Origin of the sequence: Acinetobacter sp. AS167 (genome assembly GCF_037152175.1) — a bacterium.
Lineage (GTDB): Bacteria > Pseudomonadota > Gammaproteobacteria > Pseudomonadales > Moraxellaceae > Acinetobacter.
Map to the genome: position 1 here is coordinate 209,467 of NZ_JBBCMP010000005.1, position 21,002 is coordinate 230,468.

A 21,002-nucleotide genomic window follows, 5' to 3' on the forward strand; every position below is an offset into this window, starting at 1 on the left:
ATACTTTTTTGACATCTTTTGCATTGTTAAGTTTGCGAAAATTTCAAATAAATCTACAACATCGATACACTTTCTCTATATTTTTCACAGTTTTTACGTTTAATCTATGCAAATTCTCAAATTAAAAATTGATTAGGTTATTTATGCGTATGACGTTAAAAATGCTGACATTAAGCCTTGTATCAGCAAGTAGTTTATTTATGACACATGCTTTTGCCGCATCTGACAAAATCGAAGTTACTCAGCAACAAGTATCTAAAGAAGAATTGGCTGCAATTTATGTATTGTCGGATATCTGCCCGAGTCTAATTAAAACAGATGCTGCGTTTAACAAAGGTTTTGATCATCTGCTTAAAGACTATATGCCAAATGACAAAGATCCTAAAGCAACCTTAAAATCACTTACCAAGCAAAAGGATTTCCAAAGAGCGTTAAAAGAAGCAAAAAGTGATGCAAAAAAAGCAGGTGATGCTGAAAATACAGCGATTTGTAATGACATTAGTCACTATCAGTCATAACGATTTGTACAATATATTCAACAAATATTGAATTAGTTACAATAAGTAAGAAATAAGCCGACTTTCCTTGTAGAAGTCGGCTTTGCTTTGCCCTAAAATGCTAGCCTGTTTGTGCTCATATAACGATTGGAACGACCTAGAATGACTCGAAAAAGCGCCATTGCTGCATTATTACTTTTACCTTCATTTTCTTATGCAGCAACCGTCTTAACAACTCCGCCAGAATTAAATAATAAATCGTATGTCTTAATGGACTATGAGACAGGTCAAATTCTTGCATCGAAGAATGAAAATGAAAAATTAGCACCTGCTTCGATGACTAAAATGATGACGAGTTACATCATTGAGCAAAAACTTCTTAAAGGTGAACTGACCGAAAGTGAAAAAGTTCGCATGAATGAGTCTGCATGGTGCCGTGGTAGCAGTACTGAATCTTGTATGTACGTACCTTTAAATGGTACTGCAACAGTTTTAGAAATGTTACGAGGCATTATTATCCAGTCAGGTAATGATGCATCTAAAGCTATGGCTGAACATATTTCCGGTAATGAGGGTTCATTTGCTTATGCGATGAACCAAGAAGCCAAACGTGTGGGCATGGTCAATACGCATTTTATCAATGCAACAGGTATGCCTGCTGAAGGTCATTACTCAACCGCAAAAGATATGGCGGTACTTGCTAAACATATCATTCATGACAGTTCAAAATATTATCCTATTTATTCGGAAAAAGAATTTACTTTTAACGGCATCAAACAAGGTAATCGTAATGCCTTACTTTATACTGACCCAAGTGTTGATGGCTTAAAAACAGGTCATACAGATGAAGCGGGTTATTGCTTAACTACCTCCTCAAAACGTGGTCCAATGCGTTTGATTTCTGTGATTTTTGGTGCGCCGTCTATGAATGAACGTGCGAGTCAAACACGTTCATTATTAGCATGGGGTTACTCAAACTTTGAAACTGTCAGTGTGCAACCTGCAAATCAAGTTCTTGCTAAAGCAAAGGTTTATTTTGGTAAAGAAAGTGACGTACAAATTGGTTTAGCTGAAAACTTCAATGTGACGATGCCTAAAGGTCAGGCTAATGCCATTAAAACTCAAGTTACTGTTCAACCCAACTTAAATGCACCATTAAAACAAGGTCAGGTTGTAGGTAAACTTACTGCAACTTTAGACGGTAAAGTCATTGCTGAAAAACCATTAGTGGCGTTAAAAGCTGTAGAAGAAGCAGGCTTCTTCTCTCGCTTGATCGATCATATCAAAATGTTCTTTAGCAACTTGTTCTAAATTATTCGCTTAAACCTAATATTGAGTTTATTAGACTAAAGCACAGGCATCCTGATCACAGATTTGGATGCCTTTTTAATTTATACTCAGTAAAAACACATTGGTTAAATTTTGCTTTTGACATGGAAGCCAACATGAAAAAAAATATTCGTTCGTATTTAGACCATCATCCTAAAATTGATTCAACCTGTTATATCGATGATCTCTCGGTTGTAATCGGTGAAGTAACTTTGGCGGAAAATGTATCTGTTTGGCCTTTTGCGGTGATTCGTGCTGATGTCAATCACATTAAAATTGGGCGTTATTCTAATGTACAAGACCATTGCATGTTACATGTTAGTCATAAAAATGATGCTAAACCCAATGGTTCACCTTTAGTAATTGGGGAAGATGTGACGATCGGGCACCATGTCACTTTACATGGTTGTACCATTGGCAACCGTGTTTTAGTTGGAATTAATACCATTGTTCTTGATGATGTGATAATTGAAGATGATGTCATGATTGGTGCAGGCTCTCTAGTTCCACCAAGAAAGCGCTTGGAAAGTGGTTACCTCTATGTAGGAAGCCCTGTACAAAAAGTTCGCCCTTTAACCGATAAAGAAAAAGAATTTCTACCTTATTCAGCAAGACATTATGTCAAAGTGGCGAATCATCATTTAGAGACACACGATTAATCATAGGATTAAAGCAAATATCTAAGCATGCTTAAAAGCGTATTTTTTATTTGAATACATGTTGCTCAAGTAAATCTAATTCCACTAAACTACAGTGGAATTAGGCATTACATTTTGGATCAAACCGCTACTCAGAGACTTTGTAGTATTTGGTTAATTCTTCAAATACGGGGGCTTTGACATTGTCTTTTAAGATATAGCGGGTAATCACACCTTGATCTGTATGTATTTCCATAAAGATATTTTGCGAGCTTTTGAAGTCCCCCATTAGGTTGACTGGAATAAGCACACTGTTACGAGAACGATTTGCTTTAAATGCAAAATCAATTTCAGTTGGCCCAATCACATTAAATGAGTGACTTTTTGCACCATCACTAAATACAACTTTTTCAATATTATATTTGGTATAGGCGCTATTTAAGCTGAGTTTCACCTTTAAAAAGTCTTTATGTGTCTCATTCCACACCACAGTGACGATTGGACAAAGTTCACTTGGCTGGCAAATTAATAATCCCTGTGTACCTACATTTGAAGTGGCATCATTAGGATTTGAAGCACACCCAGTGATCAGTAATACACCTAAAGGTATACATAATAATTTCTTTATCATACTTTTTAAATCCTATTGTATGCCCAAGAATTGGAATGGCTAAGCGATCTTAAAACAAGAACTGGCTTTACCTGTATAAAACGTTGCTTGATCAAGCCCCAATTCAAGCTTTTTTGATTTGACTATCTTTTATAGTCAATGTCTTATAATTCTATCCAAAAAACATTCGACGATACAGTAGATTCAAACAAATAAAGTCTTTTATGTTTTAGTGGGGTACACCCGTAAATAGCGAATGTATTTAATTCTGTGTTCGGTATTAAGTCGAATAATCTTACAGACATATTGCGTATTACACTTAACACATCTACACATGAATATTCCAGCGGTCTATTGAGCTGGATCGATAGAGCCAAATACATCAGTTTATATAGTAATTTTTATGTGAAACATTCTGACCTACAACAAGCTGGTATAAAATAATAGATTAATCAGTTAAAGCGCTGAGATTTCAGCTCCAAATGCAAGATAAGCAAACTTGCCCAGAAGTATTTTAAGCATATTGTGGATACATGTCCGCTTAGGATGATCAAAGAAAATCCGCACGAACATAGCCACCACGTGCTAAATTTTGTAGAATAATGCTTTATCTCCCTTGGTGCTGGTCATGACCGCTTGGACACCCCACGTTACTGTTGCGACAGTTGTAGAAAAAGATGGAAAATTTCTTTTTGTAGAAGAATATACCGAAGGTGTAAGCTATACTGTGTTCAATCAACCCGCTGGGCATGTTGAATATGGCGAAACTATTATTCAAGCTGCGTTACGTGAAACCATGGAAGAGACAGGATATGCAGTAGAAATCAATTCATTACTGGGGATCTATACCTATACCCCACCCATGTTTCCAGACCGCACTTATTTTAGATTTTGCTTTTTAGCACACGTCACTGAATACTTTCCAGACGCACAGCTGGATACAGATATCATTGGACCACAATGGATGACGCTTGAAGAACTGCTTGAATCTGCTCGCGCAAGAAGTCCTTTGGTCATTAAAGCTGTACAAGATGCACTTTCTGGGCAAAAATACCCACTTTCGCTCATCTATGAGCACCAAAACTCTCCTTTAATTTCAAATTTGGATGCCTAATCCTATGCAACAACGTGTCATCGTCGGTATGTCGGGTGGTGTAGATTCATCTGTTTCTGCTGCACTTTTACTTCAACAAGGATATCAAGTTGAAGGGCTTTTCATGAAAAACTGGGAAGAAGATGATGGCACGGAATATTGTACCGCAATGGATGACCTTGCTGACGCACAAGCGGTGTGTGACAAAATTGGGATCAAACTCCATACTGCAAATTTTGCAATGGAATATTGGGATCGCGTATTTGAACATTTCTTAGCAGAATATGCCGCTGGGCGTACACCAAACCCAGATATTCTGTGTAATAAAGAAATTAAATTCCGTGCATTCTTAGATCATGCTGTCAATTTAGGCGCTGATTTTATTGCAACTGGACATTATTGTCGTCGTGGTGAAACAACCACAAACTCAAAAGGTGATCAATATGCGCCTTTATTGCGTGGTGTAGACAATAACAAAGACCAAACCTATTTTCTTCACGCAGTCCATGGTCGTGAAATCAATAAGACCTTGTTCCCTGTTGGTGAAATCGAAAAACCACAAGTACGTAAAATTGCGGAAGAATTGGGTTTAGCCACTGCCAAGAAAAAAGATTCAACAGGAATCTGCTTTATTGGTGAGCGCCGTTTTAATGACTTCTTAAAACAATATTTACCGGCACAACCTGGAAAAATTGTCTTAGATACTGGAAAAGAGGTTGGTGATCATCACGGCTTAATGTACTATACGCTCGGTCAGCGTGGTGGTATTGGTTTAGGCGGTCTCAAAGGTGCTGAAGAAGGTGCTTGGTTTGTTCTACATAAAGACATTGAATCTAATCGTCTTGTAGTTGGGCAAGGTCATGAACATCCACTGATGCAGAGTACCATTTTATGGTCTGAAACTATTGACTGGGTTGCGGGTGAACAAGCAATTTCAGACACTGGTTTCCGATGCACGGCAAAAACTCGTTACCGTCAGCCTGATCAAGCATGTACAATTTATAAAGATACAAACACTCCGAATGGTGTTCGTGTCGAATTTGATGAAGCACAGCGTGCCGTTACTCCGGGACAAAGTGTTGTTTTCTATGTCGATGAAGTATGTTTAGGTGGTGGTGTGATTCATCATACCAACGCACCAAAACCAGATTTTATTGAGTAATGATTAAAAATTATTTAAAGGAATTTAGGCATGGTTGAGTTGCCCTTTCAACAGCCTCAGACTTTGAATCAACGCCAAAATCGAGCTTTGGCGTTAGCAGCTGTGTTTCAAGCAACACAGCTGACGCATATGACTGCAATGTCAGGACGTCAAAGTATTGGTGAAAGTGGTAATTTCTATTTTGAACAGCTCATCAAAGCTAGCCTCAATATTCGTCCTTCTGCCAATCTATCCGGTCAAACTTTAGATTTTTTCAATCAATTGGCAGACATTTCTTTAGGTTTAAAAGCTTTAGAAAGTAGTATTACACAACCTTTCTCGACATCACCGAAATCTAGAATTCCTAAAATTGCCAATGCAAAACTACCAATGACTTATGCAATGTCGTTATTGGCCTTGGAAAAAAAAGTCTATAGCAATTCAAAATTTGTTGAAATTATTGAACAATCTCAACAAAAAATATTAAAACAGCTGTCTTTTTTTGATAATAACTATTTACATCCAAGTATCATTGCCAATTTAGCACAAACCTATGTCGACACTGCTGGTCAAATTAATCCTCGAATTCTAGTTCGCGGCAATGCAGAGGCCTTTAAAGATTCTGCCCATACCAATCGTATCCGCGCCAGTTTATTCACAGGCTTACAAATGGCACACCTATGGCGTCAATTAGGTGGTAGTTCATGGAATATGATCTTTAGCAAACGCAAACTTCTTCAAGATATTCAAGATCTGGCTCGATTACAATATCAGGTTGTTTAATTTGATACTGTTCGGGTTACGCCATTCGCTCTAATTCCAAAATTTAAGGAATCTTTATGAACGCTTTAACCGCCCTTTCTCCACTAGACGGACGCTATGCAAGCAAATGCGATGCATTACGCCCTTACCTCTCTGAGTTTGGTCTCATCCATGCTCGTGTGACTGTTGAAGTGCGTTGGTTACAAGCGCTTGCAAATCGTCCAGAAATTACAGAAGTGCCCGCTTTTTCTGTTGCAACCAATACTGCTTTAGATGCGATTGTTACTCAATTTTCTGAAGATGATGCTAACCGTATTAAAGAGATTGAGCGTACCACTAACCATGATGTAAAAGCGGTTGAATATTTCTTAAAAGAAAAAATTGCACATATTGATGAGCTTAAAAATGCAGGTGAATTTATTCACTTCGCATGCACTTCAGAAGACATCAACAACCTTTCTCACGCTTTAATGTTGAAAAGTGGTCGTGAAGTATTAGTTGTTGCTATGCAACAAATTGTTGATTCTATTGTGGCTTTATCTGAAACACATGCTGAACAACCGATGCTATCACGTACCCATGGCCAAACTGCTAGCCCAACGACTTTGGGTAAAGAAATGGCCAATGTTGCATATCGTTTAGCACGTCAAATCAAACAGTTTAAACAAGTTGAATTATTGGGCAAAATTAATGGTGCAGTGGGTAACTACAACGCACACTACTCTGCTTATCCTGAAATCAACTGGCCTGCTCACTCGCAAGCATTTGTTGAATCACTCGGTTTAACCTTCAACCCTTATACAACTCAGATCGAACCACACGATTACATCGCTGAATTGTTCGATGCTCTACGTCGTTTTAATACAATTTTAATCGACTTTAACCGTGATGTTTGGGGCTATATCTCTTTAGGCTTCTTTAAACAACGTCTAAAAGAAGGTGAAGTCGGTTCTTCGACAATGCCACACAAAGTCAATCCTATTGATTTTGAAAACTCAGAAGGTAACTTGGGCATTGCAAATGCAGTATTAGCGCACTTAGGTGAAAAATTGCCAATTTCCCGTTGGCAACGTGACCTCACGGACTCTACCGTATTACGTAACATGGGTGTTGGCTTGGCACAAAGTTTAATTGCTTTTGAAGCATGTTCAAAAGGTATTGGAAAACTTGAACTTAATGCGACACGTATTCTTGAAGACCTTGATCATGCACAAGAAGTATTGGCTGAACCAATTCAAACTGTAATGCGTCGTTATGCAGTTGAAAAACCATATGAAAAATTAAAAGCATTGACTCGTGGTCAAGCGATGACACGTGACATGATGGTTGATTTTGTCAATGGTACTGAGCTTGAAGCTGTACCTGCTGCTGATCGTGCACGTTTGGCTGAAATGACTCCTGCTACTTACACAGGTAATGCTGCGGATCAAGCCAAAAAAATTAAAGATTTGATTGCTAAAATCTAAGCTTTTAATCATCTAAAAGACCTAAAAAATGCGAAGCCGATGCTTCGCATTTTTTTGCATTTTGATTACAATGCGCAGTAATAATTTTTAGAAAATACCATAATGATTTATCATGCCTTAACAAAAAAACATTGGCTTGTTCTTGCTTTGCTTGCAATCGCAATCATTCTTGCCAGTATCAATCCCTTAGAATACCCATCTTACATGCTGCATCAGATTGGCACCTTACTCATGCTGATTGTTCTATTTTTCTGTCTAAAGAAAATAGGGCTGACATTTTCATCATTTTTATTGTACATCCTCTTCTTGGTGATTCATGTCATTGCTGCACATTATCTTTATTCTTATGTGCCTTATAATGATTGGTCAATCAAATACTTAAACTTTGATCTCAATCAAGCAATAGGGTGGACACGTAACATGTTTGACCGATTTGTACACTTATTCTATGGCTTATTTCTTTACCCATTTTTCTACCGAATTTTCCAAGTGTGGTTACCAAACTTAAAGCCTAAAACCTTATTTTTATTAGTCATTCAATTTGTTATGGCAACCAGTTTATTTTATGAATGGATTGAATGGTGGATTGCCATTGGCCTATCTCCAGAAGAAGCTGAAAACTACAATGGGCAACAAGGTGATATATGGGATGCGCATAAGGATATGTTCTTAGCCACCATTGGTGCAATCATGACAGGACTAGTCTCTTTAAAAGCTGCGGCAAAAGGGAATCATCCTCAATAATACGGACTTTCCTCTCAATATACTCACTCAGCGATCAAGTTGTTGGTGAGTATAGAATCCACTGAGTTTTACTTTTGCAATCTTTGTTTATTCTCTAAGATATCGGGCAAACTGCGCTCGATCCAACCAATCAAATAGTTTAATTTTTCAGCCGCTTGTGCACCTAAAATCGTCAATTGGTACTCTACTTTCGGTGGTACTTCAGGGTAAACCGTTCTCAATATAAAGCCATCTTGCTCAAGCACTTTTAATGTCTGTGCCAGCATTTTTTCGCTGATCCCCTCAATTCGATTGCGCAGTTCACTAAAACGTTGCACACCATCATTTAAACAACGTAAAACCAATACAGACCATTTGCTGGTTAAATGCTCCAATATTTCTCTAGATGGGCACTGACTGGATAAAACTTGACCAATTAAATCACTTGAAGCATAGATGCTCATAAATTCTCTCTACACAGTAATTAGCTTACTTTTAGGTACGTACTTACATATAGTAAGTTTAATGATTATGATAATAACATCAAGTTTAAAAAACATCCAATTTAAATCATATTTAAAGGTGAATTTATGAAAATCGCAATTACAGGCGCAACGGGTCAACTTGGACAATTGGTGATCCAAGCCTTACTTCAACATACTGCTGCTGAAAATATTGTGGCGCTGGTTCGAAATATAGATAAAGCACAGTCGCTCAAACAACAAGGGATTGAACTTCGCCTATTTAACTATGATCAACCTGAAACATTAATATCTGCTTTACACAATGTAGATAAATTACTTTTAATTTCAGCCAATGAAATTGGTCGTCGTACCCCACAACATAAAGCAGTTATAGAGGCAGCTGTCGCAGCCAAAGTTGAATACATTGCCTATACCAGCTTACTCAATGCAACAGATAATCCACTAGGTTTAGCGCAAGAACATCGTGAAACAGAAGCTCTCATTCTGCAAAGTGGTTTGAAATATACATTTTTACGCAACAATTGGTATAGCGAAAATTATCTTGGTAACGTTAAGCATACTGCGGAAACAGGAACACTTTACGGCAGCGCTCAAAATGGAAAAATCAGTTCAGCTTCTCGTTTAGATTATGCCGAAGCTGCTGCTAAAGTCCTTACTTCCTCAGATCATGAAAATAAAACTTATGAGCTTGCAGGTTCAAATCATTTTACCCTTGCAGATTTAGCCTCTTATATCACTTTGGCATCAGGTCAAACTGTACAGTATCAAGATATCAGCTCGGAAGATTATACTCAGTCACTTCTTACGGCAGGGTTACCCCATGCACTAGTAGCGGTTATTGTTGACGCAGATGTACAGACTGTAAATGGTGCAATGTATAGTGAAAGTAAAGACTTGGAATATTTAATTGGTCGTAAAACAACGCATATTCAGGATCAGGTTAGAGCTTTATTTTAGGCATTTTTAAAGATAAGCATGGGCTTAATACAAAATTTAAGCCCATGCTATACTGAGCAATTAAGGATGAATATTTTTGATAGGAAAATCGATATTCATCTCCAGATCTGCTAGGGACTGTCTTTCTGTGTTGTACATGGTTGCACGGAACACCGCAATTTTTCTCATCGTCATTGGATCATTAATATTCAGTATTGGCTTAAGTTTATGCTTCACATACAAATGAATCACTTCATCAAAATCTAAATAAACAGGTCCATCAAACATAATTTTGATTGGAACTTGATAACGTCGTTTTAACTTAAATGGCACCGAAAGTTTAATCGGAATATCCACTTTTAAAGGAAATTGAGGCAGTAGTTTATTTTGATAAACCAAATCCGTGGTTGTTTCTAATGGCATTAGCGTTTCAATCTGAATATCAGTCTCATAATCAAGCTCAACCTCAATCGGCGTTGTTACAACAAAACTTAAATTAGCCAAATATTTGCCTTTTAAAGGTAAAGCCAACTCACGGTCAATCGTCAACTCAGTATCTAAAGCACCTTGTGCATGTGTTTGTAAATAATTCCCCACATGGATTTTTGTCGGTAAAGATTCCGACAATTGAATTTGTGCCCTTTGCGCAGAAACCTGCATTGAGGCATGAATATTCAAATACAACCAAACGCACAGCGCAATGAGCAATACGACGCTCATAAAAGTGAACAACAAATTTCGTATAGATTTAAAGATCCACATTTCCATACCACCCTATTTTAAAGCTTCGGACTGTGGTTGTTGTGGTTTTACTGGCGGATGATCGCGGCGTGATAGCCTTAAACTATTGAGCGGAATTTTAAGTTGCCCTTTTTCAATTTTTACCGGTAATGTATTTTGAACATCTACTGTTGCTTGAAGTGCTGATTTAATTGGAACATTGAGATGGCCCTGAATTGGAATATTGGTTTTTAATGTCGCATCAAGTGGCACATGTAAATTTTCTTTAAGTAACACCTTTACTGGGGCATCAAACTTTAAATGAATATTTTGGTTGAGTGGCACTTGTAAATTAATCGGCACATCCATATGAATCGGGATGTTCCCTTTTAATGGTAAAGTAATATCTTTACCTAACACAGTGACTTTAACCTTGGTATCAATCGGCATATCCTGATTGATTTTGATCACTTCATTCACAGGAATTGTGGTTTGAATAGGGACTTCATTATCAAAATACACATGTGGGGTTAAGGTTTGTGTAATCGGTAAGTTTAGCTTTTCATGAATAGGAATTTCAGCTTTCACTTTTCCTTTGACATCCACATCTAATGCGTCATGAATTTGTACTTTGGCTTGTAAAGGTTCTTTTAAATCGATACGTACAGCTTGATTTTCAAGTGGAATATAAATATTAAAATGTTTAAATACCCAGATTGCAATCAATACACCACACACCGTAGCAATAAGAATAAAGGCAACTCCCGCCATAACTTGCTTCAACTGCAAAATCCTGTCCTTAATTTTTATCCTTAATTATTTTTTATTTTAAATACTTATGTGAATTAATATGCGTTTTTATGTATAAAAGTCGAAGAATTTTGTTTAATTATTAAACAATTGATATCTAATCTACGGATTATTTCGAAAAATCAGCTAACCAATAGCACTGCACAATTGCTGTATTATTTTTATACTCAACACTCACATCGCCTTTTTCATGATTTTGATTGAATTTTAGAGTTTTAAATCGCTGCTTTGCTGTTGTAGCACTCAGATCAAAATATAAATATTGATTGTATTGTTGCGCGGGACGACCAAAACTAAATTCTATTTTGCGAATAGGAATGCCAGCATAAGTGACATTTTTTAATTTATACGTGGTTGAGTCATAAACCTGTTTATCCACATATTTTACATCAATCGTATAGTGTTCAAGTGGTGCAATCAGTTCTGAATTTTCATTATGAAAATCGTATTGCTGCCGAATTGCACAGTTTTGTTCGAAGCGATCTTTTAATAAAGGACGTAGTTCTAAGGATTTGGCATGTGTAGCTCCCGTTAGCAGTAACATCATGCTCAGTAATATCTTTTTCTTCATGTGATTTTCCTTTGTTGCAAATTACTTTATATAAAATAGCTTTTATTAGACTTCTTGCGTTAGTCAAAAATGAGCATTTAATACTTGTATCGTTTTAAATAATGATGAAACCATAGATGGTCTTTCTATCGTAAGGCATCACCTAAGCAAAGCAATTTAAACTTTAAATGTGGCATTGCAAACTTGCTTTTCATACACCTATTTCTATGTGATAGTAAAAAGTTTCATCACTTTTAGAAATCATCCCAAAACTTAATTCACAATAACACTATTGAAGTCCATTTTTATCAGACCATAAACAGATAGCAATTGCATCACTCTTGCCCTTTCCAGCCATCACAAAATTTGCAGCTTTAGTTGGTTGCTGTATATTGCTTTTAATCTTATTAAATTGCTGTTTGGCTGAAGCCATTGGAAGATCAAAGTACAACGTCTCACTCAAAGTCAAACCGCCCCCATCAAAATTCAATTTTATTTACGACTAATCCCCTGTAAGCCGTATTTTTTAAACTAAAATTTTTGCTGACGTAAGCCGCTTGCTCTTCTACTTCATCCTTAACTACCTGATTCATTAAAATTACCTGCATCTCATCATGAGTATAAAAATCGAATTGTTGACCAATCGCACAATTTTGTTCAAAACGATCCTGCAATATAGGAGTTAAATCAAGACTTGTATGCGGAGTTGCGTGAATCATTGTTGATAAATTCAGCAAACTTAAAGCAAAAATTGATAATTTTTTCTTTATTTTTAATATTCTCTAAGTTTTAATTAGAATCATAAATTAAAACTTAAATAGAACCATAACTTTATAATATAAAAAAAGGAGCTCCATTTGAAGCTCCTTTTCGACGACTCTTAGAAATTATGCATTTGTTTCAGCTGGTACTTTTGGATAGCTTACACCACATACTTGTTCAGCAATACGCAATACTTGGCAGCTATAACCAACTTCGTTATCGTACCAAACGTAAGCTGTTAAACGGTTACCAGAAGTAATTGTTGCTTGTGCGTCAAATACACCCGCTGTACGCGAACCAATAAAGTCAGACGATACAACTTCTGTAGAGTTAGTATAGCCAATTTGACCTTGAAGGTTAGAGTTGATCGAGATTTGACGAATATATTCGTTCACTTCTTCACGATCTACTTCTTTCTCAAGTGTTAAGTTAAGAATAGCAAGTGAAACGTTTGGTGTTGGAACACGTACTGAATTACCTGTTAATTTACCTTGTAACTGAGGTAATGCTTTCGCAACAGCTTTTGCAGCACCTGTTTCTGTAATAACCATATTCAGTGTTGCAGCACGGCCACGGCGATCTGCTTTGTGATAGTTGTCAATCAAGTTCTGGTCATTAGTAAATGAGTGAACAGTTTCCACATGACCATTGATCACTTTGTATTTGTCTTCTAACACTTTTAAAACTGGTGTGATTGCGTTAGTAGTACAGCTTGCAGCAGAAATGATTTTGTCTGAATCAATGATGTCCGCTTGGTTAACACCAAACACCACATTCTTCATATCACCTTTACCAGGTGCTGTAAGTACAACACGACTTACGCCAGGGCATTTAAGATGCTGAGATAAACCATCGATATCACGCCATTTACCAGTATTATCAATCACTAATGCATTGTCGATACCATAAGCTGTGTAATCAACTTCAGCAGGACTAGATGCATAGATCACTTTGATAAAGTTACCATTTGCAATGATTGCTTCATTTTCTTCATCCACAGAAATCGTTCCTGCAAATGGACCATGAATTGAATCACGACGTAACAATGAAGCACGTTTTTCTAAATCACCATCAGATGATTTACGTACAACGATCGCTTTAAGGCTTAAACCACGACCAAGACCTGATTGGCTAATGATCAGACGCGCTAAAATACGACCAATACGACCAAAACCATAAAGAACAACATCTTTAGGCTCAACTTGTGCGGGACGACCTTCTAAAGATTGAACAGCTTGAGCAACAAATGCATCAATATCGCCGCCCTTTTCTTTATATTCAACTGCAAGTTTACCTAAATCAACTTCAGCAGAACCGATATTATCTAATTTCGCTAAAGCTTCTAAAATAGGGAAAGTATGTACAACAGAAAGCTCAACATCCATCATACGTGTACGACGGTGTGCTTTAAGGATTTGAATTACTGAACGGTTCACTAAAGAACGACCGTACACAGAAGTCACAATGTTTTTTTCACGGTATAATTGACCGATTAATGCAATCATACGTTCCGCAATTTCTTCACGGTTTTTCCAGCGACCTTGGTGCTCTGCATGTAGGGCGATGATAGTGTCTTTGCTCACAGATACGTCCTCTATTTATGTATATCTAGACATGGATTTTTAAACCCCACAATTGTAATGTAATTCTCATTTAGTTGAAATCAAATCGTGATACATTTTTATAGAATTTTGTCATACTGGGTATTTTATTTTAAATTATGCCTTGATCTTTAAATAATATTTCAGTTCTATGTGGATTTTAGTCGTGATATTGACTTTATTAGAGTAAGAAGAAAAATAAAGATCATGTTAGATCTTTAAATTCCAAATTGCTACACTTAACCTGCTGTTAATAGTAAAGCTATCACACATCTAATGAGTTAGATCTTGTTAAAGTCACGATTCTAAATGACAATCCAACTATTATCGATCTTTGTTTTAACTAACGGATTCTTTCGTCCAATTTTTCAATATTCAATACTAAATTTTTCCGTTTATTGTTTTGTTGATAGATATGCCAAATCCCCTCTAATACCAAAATACTCACAGCACACCAAATTGGAATATAGGTAAACCATTCATCTGCAGAAATAGACTCTCCCAACGCCAACGAGGCTAGCGCCAACAAAACAGGTTCTAAATAACTTAATAACCCAAACAAAACCATCGGCAAATAACGACTGGCTAAAATATAGCTACCTAGACCAATTGCACTCAAAACTCCAAGCCCTGCAACCACAAGAATTAAAACGGGTGAGTTAGCAAATTGACTATATGCTTCTAATCCAGTTTGGGTGAAATAAATTGCAATAGGAATACAAATTAAAATATCCCACCAAAAGCCACCTAAATTATCGGTTTTGATGGTTTTTCGAATCAAGAAATAAAGAGAGTAACCTAATGCAACACTTAGTGTTTCCCATGCAATACTACCCAAACGCCATAATTCATGCCCTACACCAAGCACAGCAAAAGCAACGGCAACCATTTGGAATTTTGATAATTTCTCTTTATAAAATAAACTACCTGCGAGTACAAGGACCAAGGGTAATAGAAAATACCCAAGTGAAACTTGTAATCCCCGCCCATTCATTGGGCCCCACAAGAAAAGCCATAATTGGAAACAGGTCAAAATAGATGTAATGATTAATAAAAGTAATAAAGCAGGTTGTTTGAGGATTCGATAATAAATCGCTTTAACATGAACAAAATCACCACTCCATAGCATGAATAAAGTAAGGAACGGCAAAGTCGCAATAATCCGCCAACCAAAGGTTTGCTGACTATCTAGATCGCCCAACACTTTGGTATAAAAATATAAGACCCCAAACGTTACAGATGCCAATACAGACAATACGACGCCCTTAAACATCTGTGGCCTCACCATGATTTTCAAATAAACTCTTAGGCATTATAAACACCTTCACCCAAAATTAATTTGAATTCTCAATTATTTTCAAAATTAAGGATTTACAACTACTTTAATATTTAAAATATATCAACTTAAATTTTCTATCTTATTCTTGCGTATTCTGTTTGGTTCGAATCAGATCTTTTAAGTTAAAACCTACCGTCTGCGCATAGCGGAGAAATTCAATCACCTTTGCTTCATCTGGATGAGGATCTCTAGACAGTAACCACAAATATTTTCGTTTAGGTTCTCCGACCAAAGCCATTTGATAGTGTGAATCAATTTTTAAAATCCAATAATCACCACGGCCCACAGGCATCCAACGAACCGCTTCTGGAATAAAACTCACTTTAAATTTTGAATTAAAAGGCTCATTACTGATAAATGCTTCACCCAGTGAACGCAATTCTTGTCCATTTTGATCGACGCATCGATTATCTACTGCAACATTACCATATTCATTTACGGTATAACGTGCAGTGACATCTGACTTACAGTCTTTTTGAAAATACATTGGTTTACGGGCAATTTCATACCATAATCCTAAATATTGACCCAATTCCAATTTTGGAATCGCTGCTAAAGTCGAATTTTCAGCATAGGCTTTTGGATATAAAAAGCTCGAAAAAACCACCCCCAACACGATTATTAATTTTTTGAAGTCATATAATTTGGGTAATATTTTAAATGATTGCACTTTATACCCTCAGCATTACTTTTTACTATTTATTATAAAATAATCATAAATTTAAACTTAGACTGTAGCTTTATGTATCCTTGTTTGGCCTAAAGCTACAGCAAGTGCAAAAGTGAAATCACGTCAATAAAGCAATTATTTTAACATTCTATTTTTTAAACGCACAATTTCGTCTCGTAAACGCGCAGCTTGTTCAAATTGTAATTCTTTAGATGCTTTCAGCATTTCTTTTTCGAGTCTCGTAATATGCTTAGTAAACAGTTTTGGATCAGACAAAATGTGACGTTCATCAGCAGTTAAAGCTTGATGCTGATCATTTATGTTTACTTCAATTTGATCATCACTAATAACCTCACCCGTATCAATTTCTTTAATTGCTTGGCGTACAGCACTACGTGGAATAATACCATGCTCTTCATTAAATTGGATTTGTTTAGCCCGACGACGATCGGTTTCATCTATAGCTTTCTGCATCGAATCGGTTATACGGTCAGCATATAAAATCGCTTTACCTTTTAAATGTCGTGCAGCACGACCAATAGTTTGGATTAACGATCGTTCAGAACGAAGAAAACCTTCTTTATCTGCGTCAAGAATGGCAACTAAAGAAACTTCCGGCATATCCAAACCTTCACGCAATAAGTTAATCCCGACCAGAACATCATGTACGCCTGTACGAAGATCATGAATAATTTTGACTCGCTCAACTGTGTCAATATCTGAGTGCAGATAAGCCACCTTCACCCCATATTCTTTTAAATATGAGGTTAAGTCTTCTGCCATACGCTTGGTTAAAGTAGTGACTAAAACACGCTCATCAAGTTCTTTACGGATATTAATTTCTGAAAGAACATCATCCACTTGCGTTAAAACAGGACGTATTTCGATTTCTGGATCGACCAATCCTGTTGGTCGCACCACTTGTTCGGCAACTTGTTCAGATTTTTCAAGTTCATATTTAGCCGGTGTTGCACTAACATAAATGGTGGTTGGGACGATACGTTCCCATTCTTCAAACTTCATTGGACGATTATCCAATGCACTTGGTAAACGGAAACCATAATTGACCAAGTTTTCTTTACGTGAACGATCGCCTTTATACATTGCACCAATTTGGGGTACAGTCACATGCGACTCATCAATAATTAATAAAGCATCATCTGGGATATAATCAAATAATGTAGGTGGCGCCTCACCCGCTGGACGACCAGATAAATGACGTGAATAGTTTTCAATACCGTTGGTATAGCCTAACTGTTGCATCATTTCTAAATCATAACGTGTGCGCTGTTCGATCCGCTGTGCTTCGAGTAATTTTTCATGGTCTTTAAAAAAAACTAATCGATCAGCCAGTTCATCCCGAATCGTTCCAATTGCACGTTGTAGATTATCTTTTGGAGTGACATAGTGACTTTTCGGATAGATTGTCACACGTGGTGCTTTACGTACCATTTTCCCTGTAATTGGATCAAACCATCGAATTGAATCGACTTCATCATCAAACAACTCAACACGAACTGCGTGTTGGTCTGATTCAGCAGGGAAAATATCGATAATTTCGCCACGAATACGATAAGTACCACGTAAAAATTCCAACTCATTTCGCGTATATTGCATTTCAACAAGTCTGCGAATAATATCATCACGACTAATTCTGTCCCCTTGTACAATATGCAATAACATACTCATATAAGCATTCGGATCACCCAAACCATAGATTGCGGATACTGATGCGACAATAATAGCATCACGGCGTTCTAATAAAGCACGCGTAGCAGAGAGACGCATCTGGTCAATGTGATCATTGATCGCTGAATCTTTTTCAATAAAGGTATCCGAAGATGGAACATAAGCTTCGGGTTGATAGTAGTCATAATAACTAACGAAGTATTCAACTGCATTGTTTGGGAAAAAGGATTTAAATTCACCATATAATTGTGCAGCAAGAGTTTTGTTATGTGCCATGACAATAGTTGGACGTTGCGTTTGCGCAATCACATTTGCCATGGTGTAGGTTTTCCCTGAACCCGTTACACCGAGTAGAAGTTGATCGTGAAAACCTTTATTTATGCCTTCGACTAATTTTGCTATTGCCTGTGGTTGATCTCCAGCAGGTTGATAATTTGTAACAAGTTCAAAAGGTTGATGTTCACTCACAATAATTCACTCTTTAACCAATCGGGAAGAAGCCATAATAGTTTAACAGAAACCAATTAAACCCATACATTGACACCTATTCTAGATGGGGCTTTTTACACAATATTCAACAAATACCTTGACCCTTTTTTATTTCAATAGCAACATGGAAACAAGCCAATTAAAAGATTGAAAAACATGACATATCACTATCATGATGAAAGCATAATCAAAACTTTGCCAGAAGATACTGTGTTTGTTTTTGGTAGTAATATGGCGGGTACTCATCAAGGCGGTGCTGCAAAAACAGCACATTTACATTTTGGCGCAACTAAAGGTGTTGGACGTGGCTGGGCGGGACAAAGTTTTGCTATACCCACCATGAATGAACATTTACAGCAAATGCCACTTTCGCAAATTCAACACTATATTGATGATTTTAAAATTTATACAAAAAATCACCCGAAGATAAAATATTTTATTACTTCTGTGGGTTGTGGTGTTGCTGGCTATAAAGTTGAAGAAATTGCCCCCATGTTTAAAGGTATTTCACGCAATGTGATCTTCCCTGCTTCATTCCGCCCATTTGTAGAAAAAACTTTGCCTAAGCTCACACAAAAATTGCTGCATAGCTTTATATCAGATGAGGTCATTTTTAGTTCAGATATAGAACAAAAAATTCAAAGCTTAGATTTAACTGAAGCTGAAAAAAGTCTCGCTACAATTATTCTCAATACACCCATGTATCCAAATGATAGTAATGGTCGAGATCGTATTTTTGAAATACAAGATATTCTTCACAATCTAAATGGAAAAGTATTTGAATTTCAGTCTGATTCAGAGGGTTCAATGATTTTTGGGGGAGCTATTTTAGCGCTTCTAGAACTCTATAATTTAAATGAAACAGACTTTATTTCAGTATGGACTGGCCAGCGTACCATTGCTGCACCAAAAGCAGAACATCGGGCTAAAAAGTAATATACTTCAGTGTGTGGTTATTTTTGATTGAACCAATCTATGTTTAATTTTTACTTAAGTCATATCGCTCGGAACAAGGTCTGATGACAGCCCGATTCTGTTTGAGACTATAAGTCATTTTTAGACGATACAAGGCAAGTCATTTATAAAATGTCAACACCCCTAAACTAATAAGAGTGATATTGGAAAGCGTATGGAGCAAATGGATTTAACAATATTTGATTTGTCTCCAATTGCCATGTGGTTACAAGATTTTAGTGGTATAAAAAAAATATTTGATCAGTGGACGGCGCAAGGTATTCCCGATATTAAACAACATCTATTGGAGGATACTAGCCGTTTAAAACCCTGTTTGGCAGCGATCCGTACCATTCATATCAATCAAAGCACTCTGATTTTATATGAAGCTGATGATTTAGCGGAGATTTTAGAAAAATTTCCGGAAATGCATACAGAAAATACTGAACTATTACATATCCAATTTTTTTCAGCACTTTGGAATAAAGAAAAAGATTGCTCGATTCAAGTGGTCAACCTTAGCTGCAAAGGTAAAAAAATTGATATCCAACTTAGAGCCAATATTTTAACGGATGCGAAAGAAAGTTGGGATCGAGTTTTATTAACCACGGAAGATATCTCTCAGTGTCAAAATGCACGTCGGATTGCAGAATCCCTATTTTTGCATTCACCCACTGCCCTCTGGGTCAAAGACTATAGCCAAATAAAATCATTATTTAATCAATTGCTAGCGAATAATGTCACTGACTTAGATCAATATATTCAGCAAAACCCTGATTTTCTATTTCTTTGTTTTGAAAATATTCGATCAGTTGGTGTAAATCAAGCTTTACTGGATTTATTTAATGCCAACAATGAACAACATTTTTATCAGCATTTAAATCATATTTTCAGAGAGAATTATCAACAAAATTTTTATAAACAATTATTACATTTATGGGATGGCCATCATCAGCTTAAGCGAGAATGTGAGTATCGGTCAATCAACGGAGATTTGCTACATGTCCTCGAACAGTTTGTTATTTTTCCAGATTCAAAACATAACTGGGATACCGTGCAAATTGCCTTTACCGATTTAACAGAGCGTAAGAAATTAGAAGATCATCTGCTATATGCAAGCAAGCATGATCAATTAACTCAATTATATAATCGAACTTTTTTTGTAGGTGAAATTCAACGCTTACAAACTACCCCATTCAGTTCACTTTCATGCATATACTTAGATATCAATGGTTTAAAAAGGATTAATGATTTACAGGGCCATCATATTGGTGATTTGCTGATTCAACGTTTTGCAAATCTTTTAAAAAAATCCACCATAACCACCCCATATTCTGTTTCCCGTATTGGTGGTGATGAGTTTGTGATTCTTATGCCTGAATCAAATTATCAGCATATAGAGCTACTGCTTAAAATAATTAAGCAAGAAATAGAACTTGATCAAATTAACAATCCGCAACATCCACTTCATGTGGCGATTGGTTATGCAACAACTCACCATTATAAAAATATCGATGAGTTATTAAAAAAAGCAGATAAAATTATGTATCAAGATAAGCAAGCATATTATTTATTGAAGACCGATTAATAGTTTGACGGATTAAAAATATAATTTGAATTAAGTAACAGTTGTGCAAATCCAATTAAACGATAACCAGTTATCATAAAATACGATTAGTAATAAATATCATGAATTTTATTATTTTATATCCTCCTTTTTTAGGATATATTTCAAATA

Annotated in this window: 22 protein-coding genes; 11 read left to right on the plus strand and 11 right to left on the minus strand. The window is 36.4% G+C overall.

Features of this window, described 5'->3' with window-relative positions; genetic code table 11:
• Positions 1–143 precede the first annotated feature (143 nt).
• From WFN33_RS11315 to WFN33_RS11325, 3 genes are all read left to right on the plus strand, one after another.
• Positions 144–518, plus strand: coding sequence for an MCR_0457 family protein (locus WFN33_RS11315; RefSeq protein WP_336953211.1), 375 nt, complete (start codon positions 144–146; stop codon positions 516–518).
• 141 nt (positions 519–659) lie between these two features.
• Positions 660–1,808 (plus strand): D-alanyl-D-alanine carboxypeptidase PBP5/6, encoded by a 1,149-nt coding sequence (gene dacC / locus WFN33_RS11320; RefSeq protein ID WP_336953213.1) that lies wholly within the window; start codon positions 660–662, stop codon positions 1,806–1,808.
• A 134-nt stretch (positions 1,809–1,942) separates the two neighbouring features.
• Positions 1,943–2,485 carry a gamma carbonic anhydrase family protein gene (locus WFN33_RS11325; RefSeq protein WP_336953215.1) on the plus strand — a complete coding sequence of 181 codons (543 nt, stop codon included), beginning with the start codon at positions 1,943–1,945 and terminating at the stop codon, positions 2,483–2,485.
• 127 nt (positions 2,486–2,612) lie between these two features.
• On the opposite strand, the gene WFN33_RS11330 is transcribed toward WFN33_RS11325, so the two are convergent.
• Entirely contained in the window at positions 2,613–3,095 is a 483-nt protein-coding gene (locus WFN33_RS11330) for a hypothetical protein (protein WP_336953217.1), read from the minus strand.
• Positions 3,096–3,702: 607 nt separating this feature from the next.
• Between WFN33_RS11330 and WFN33_RS11335 the strand changes: the two genes are divergently transcribed.
• The 5 genes from WFN33_RS11335 (at position 3,703) to WFN33_RS11355 (ending at position 8,280) form a co-directional block, all read left to right on the plus strand.
• Complete coding sequence (locus tag WFN33_RS11335) at positions 3,703–4,188, plus strand: NUDIX hydrolase (protein ID WP_336953219.1); 486 nt, start codon at positions 3,703–3,705, stop codon at positions 4,186–4,188.
• A 4-nt stretch (positions 4,189–4,192) separates the two neighbouring features.
• Positions 4,193–5,329: a tRNA 2-thiouridine(34) synthase MnmA gene (mnmA, locus tag WFN33_RS11340; protein WP_336953221.1), complete on the plus strand. Its 1,137-nt coding sequence runs from the start codon at positions 4,193–4,195 to the stop codon at positions 5,327–5,329.
• Between the two features lie 30 nt (positions 5,330–5,359).
• Complete coding sequence (hflD, locus tag WFN33_RS11345; protein ID WP_336953223.1) at positions 5,360–6,091, plus strand: high frequency lysogenization protein HflD; 732 nt, start codon at positions 5,360–5,362, stop codon at positions 6,089–6,091.
• A 56-nt stretch (positions 6,092–6,147) separates the two neighbouring features.
• On the plus strand, positions 6,148–7,536 hold the full coding sequence (gene purB / locus WFN33_RS11350; protein ID WP_336953225.1) for an adenylosuccinate lyase: 1,389 nt from the start codon (positions 6,148–6,150) through the stop codon (positions 7,534–7,536).
• Between the two features lie 102 nt (positions 7,537–7,638).
• Positions 7,639–8,280 carry a DUF2238 domain-containing protein gene (locus WFN33_RS11355; protein ID WP_336953227.1) on the plus strand — a complete coding sequence of 214 codons (642 nt, stop codon included), beginning with the start codon at positions 7,639–7,641 and terminating at the stop codon, positions 8,278–8,280.
• Between the two features lie 68 nt (positions 8,281–8,348).
• Here the strand turns inward: WFN33_RS11355 and WFN33_RS11360 are convergent, their stop codons facing one another.
• Positions 8,349–8,723 carry a winged helix-turn-helix transcriptional regulator gene (locus WFN33_RS11360; RefSeq protein WP_004721299.1) on the minus strand — a complete coding sequence of 125 codons (375 nt, stop codon included), beginning with the start codon at positions 8,721–8,723 and terminating at the stop codon, positions 8,349–8,351.
• Between the two features lie 126 nt (positions 8,724–8,849).
• Between WFN33_RS11360 and WFN33_RS11365 the strand changes: the two genes are divergently transcribed.
• Positions 8,850–9,701 (plus strand): SDR family oxidoreductase, encoded by an 852-nt coding sequence (locus WFN33_RS11365; protein WP_336953229.1) that lies wholly within the window; start codon positions 8,850–8,852, stop codon positions 9,699–9,701.
• Positions 9,702–9,761: 60 nt separating this feature from the next.
• On the opposite strand, the gene WFN33_RS11370 is transcribed toward WFN33_RS11365, so the two are convergent.
• The 9 genes from WFN33_RS11370 to uvrB all read right to left on the minus strand — a co-directional run bounded on the left by WFN33_RS11370 (position 9,762) and on the right by uvrB (position 18,289).
• Positions 9,762–10,442: a hypothetical protein gene (locus tag WFN33_RS11370; RefSeq protein WP_336953231.1), complete on the minus strand. Its 681-nt coding sequence runs from the start codon at positions 10,440–10,442 to the stop codon at positions 9,762–9,764.
• A 12-nt stretch (positions 10,443–10,454) separates the two neighbouring features.
• On the minus strand, positions 10,455–11,189 hold the full coding sequence (locus WFN33_RS11375; RefSeq protein ID WP_336953232.1) for an MFS transporter: 735 nt from the start codon (positions 11,187–11,189) through the stop codon (positions 10,455–10,457).
• Between the two features lie 130 nt (positions 11,190–11,319).
• The gene (locus tag WFN33_RS11380; protein ID WP_336953233.1) at positions 11,320–11,781 is read right to left on the minus strand and encodes a hypothetical protein; all 462 of its coding nucleotides are present in this window, start codon (positions 11,779–11,781) and stop codon (positions 11,320–11,322) included.
• 268 nt (positions 11,782–12,049) lie between these two features.
• The gene (locus WFN33_RS11385; RefSeq protein WP_336953234.1) at positions 12,050–12,229 is read right to left on the minus strand and encodes a hypothetical protein; all 180 of its coding nucleotides are present in this window, start codon (positions 12,227–12,229) and stop codon (positions 12,050–12,052) included.
• Positions 12,230–12,239: 10 nt separating this feature from the next.
• Positions 12,240–12,479, minus strand: a complete 240-nt coding sequence (locus WFN33_RS11390; protein WP_336953235.1) for a hypothetical protein — start codon at positions 12,477–12,479, stop codon at positions 12,240–12,242.
• A 168-nt stretch (positions 12,480–12,647) separates the two neighbouring features.
• Positions 12,648–14,105: a glyceraldehyde-3-phosphate dehydrogenase gene (locus tag WFN33_RS11395; RefSeq protein WP_336953237.1), complete on the minus strand. Its 1,458-nt coding sequence runs from the start codon at positions 14,103–14,105 to the stop codon at positions 12,648–12,650.
• Between the two features lie 361 nt (positions 14,106–14,466).
• Positions 14,467–15,396: an EamA family transporter RarD gene (gene rarD / locus WFN33_RS11400; protein ID WP_336953239.1), complete on the minus strand. Its 930-nt coding sequence runs from the start codon at positions 15,394–15,396 to the stop codon at positions 14,467–14,469.
• A gap of 145 nt (positions 15,397–15,541) precedes the next feature.
• Positions 15,542–16,132 carry a lipocalin family protein gene (locus WFN33_RS11405; protein ID WP_336953240.1) on the minus strand — a complete coding sequence of 197 codons (591 nt, stop codon included), beginning with the start codon at positions 16,130–16,132 and terminating at the stop codon, positions 15,542–15,544.
• Between the two features lie 135 nt (positions 16,133–16,267).
• Positions 16,268–18,289 carry an excinuclease ABC subunit UvrB gene (gene uvrB / locus WFN33_RS11410; protein WP_336953241.1) on the minus strand — a complete coding sequence of 674 codons (2,022 nt, stop codon included), beginning with the start codon at positions 18,287–18,289 and terminating at the stop codon, positions 16,268–16,270.
• Between the two features lie 177 nt (positions 18,290–18,466).
• Here uvrB and WFN33_RS11415 point away from each other — a divergent pair, with 177 nt between their 5' ends.
• Both WFN33_RS11415 and WFN33_RS11420 read left to right on the plus strand, forming a co-directional pair.
• A complete protein-coding gene (locus tag WFN33_RS11415; protein WP_336953242.1) occupies positions 18,467–19,246 on the plus strand; it encodes an A1S_2505 family phage non-structural protein in 780 nt (259 codons plus the stop codon).
• 193 nt (positions 19,247–19,439) lie between these two features.
• The gene (locus WFN33_RS11420; RefSeq protein WP_336953243.1) at positions 19,440–20,852 is read left to right on the plus strand and encodes a sensor domain-containing diguanylate cyclase; all 1,413 of its coding nucleotides are present in this window, start codon (positions 19,440–19,442) and stop codon (positions 20,850–20,852) included.
• The last annotated feature ends 150 nt before the right edge of the window (positions 20,853–21,002 follow it).

Coding starts and splice junctions, on each gene's coding strand:
- WFN33_RS11360 (WP_004721299.1), bottom strand. CDS start 8,723: ATGAGCATCTATGCTTCAAGTGATTTAATTGGTCAAGTTTTATCCAGT.
- WFN33_RS11365 (WP_336953229.1), top strand. CDS start 8,850: ATGAAAATCGCAATTACAGGCGCAACGGGTCAACTTGGACAATTGGTG.
- WFN33_RS11325 (WP_336953215.1), top strand. CDS start 1,943: ATGAAAAAAAATATTCGTTCGTATTTAGACCATCATCCTAAAATTGAT.
- dacC (WP_336953213.1), top strand. CDS start 660: ATGACTCGAAAAAGCGCCATTGCTGCATTATTACTTTTACCTTCATTT.
- purB (WP_336953225.1), top strand. CDS start 6,148: ATGAACGCTTTAACCGCCCTTTCTCCACTAGACGGACGCTATGCAAGC.
- mnmA (WP_336953221.1), top strand. CDS start 4,193: ATGCAACAACGTGTCATCGTCGGTATGTCGGGTGGTGTAGATTCATCT.
- WFN33_RS11380 (WP_336953233.1), bottom strand. CDS start 11,781: ATGAAGAAAAAGATATTACTGAGCATGATGTTACTGCTAACGGGAGCT.
- WFN33_RS11330 (WP_336953217.1), bottom strand. CDS start 3,095: ATGATAAAGAAATTATTATGTATACCTTTAGGTGTATTACTGATCACT.
- hflD (WP_336953223.1), top strand. CDS start 5,360: ATGGTTGAGTTGCCCTTTCAACAGCCTCAGACTTTGAATCAACGCCAA.
- WFN33_RS11370 (WP_336953231.1), bottom strand. CDS start 10,442: ATGTGGATCTTTAAATCTATACGAAATTTGTTGTTCACTTTTATGAGC.
- WFN33_RS11315 (WP_336953211.1), top strand. CDS start 144: ATGCGTATGACGTTAAAAATGCTGACATTAAGCCTTGTATCAGCAAGT.
- WFN33_RS11415 (WP_336953242.1), top strand. CDS start 18,467: ATGACATATCACTATCATGATGAAAGCATAATCAAAACTTTGCCAGAA.
- WFN33_RS11355 (WP_336953227.1), top strand. CDS start 7,639: ATGATTTATCATGCCTTAACAAAAAAACATTGGCTTGTTCTTGCTTTG.
- WFN33_RS11335 (WP_336953219.1), top strand. CDS start 3,703: ATGACCGCTTGGACACCCCACGTTACTGTTGCGACAGTTGTAGAAAAA.
- WFN33_RS11420 (WP_336953243.1), top strand. CDS start 19,440: ATGGAGCAAATGGATTTAACAATATTTGATTTGTCTCCAATTGCCATG.
- rarD (WP_336953239.1), bottom strand. CDS start 15,396: ATGTTTAAGGGCGTCGTATTGTCTGTATTGGCATCTGTAACGTTTGGG.
- WFN33_RS11390 (WP_336953235.1), bottom strand. CDS start 12,479: ATGATTCACGCAACTCCGCATACAAGTCTTGATTTAACTCCTATATTG.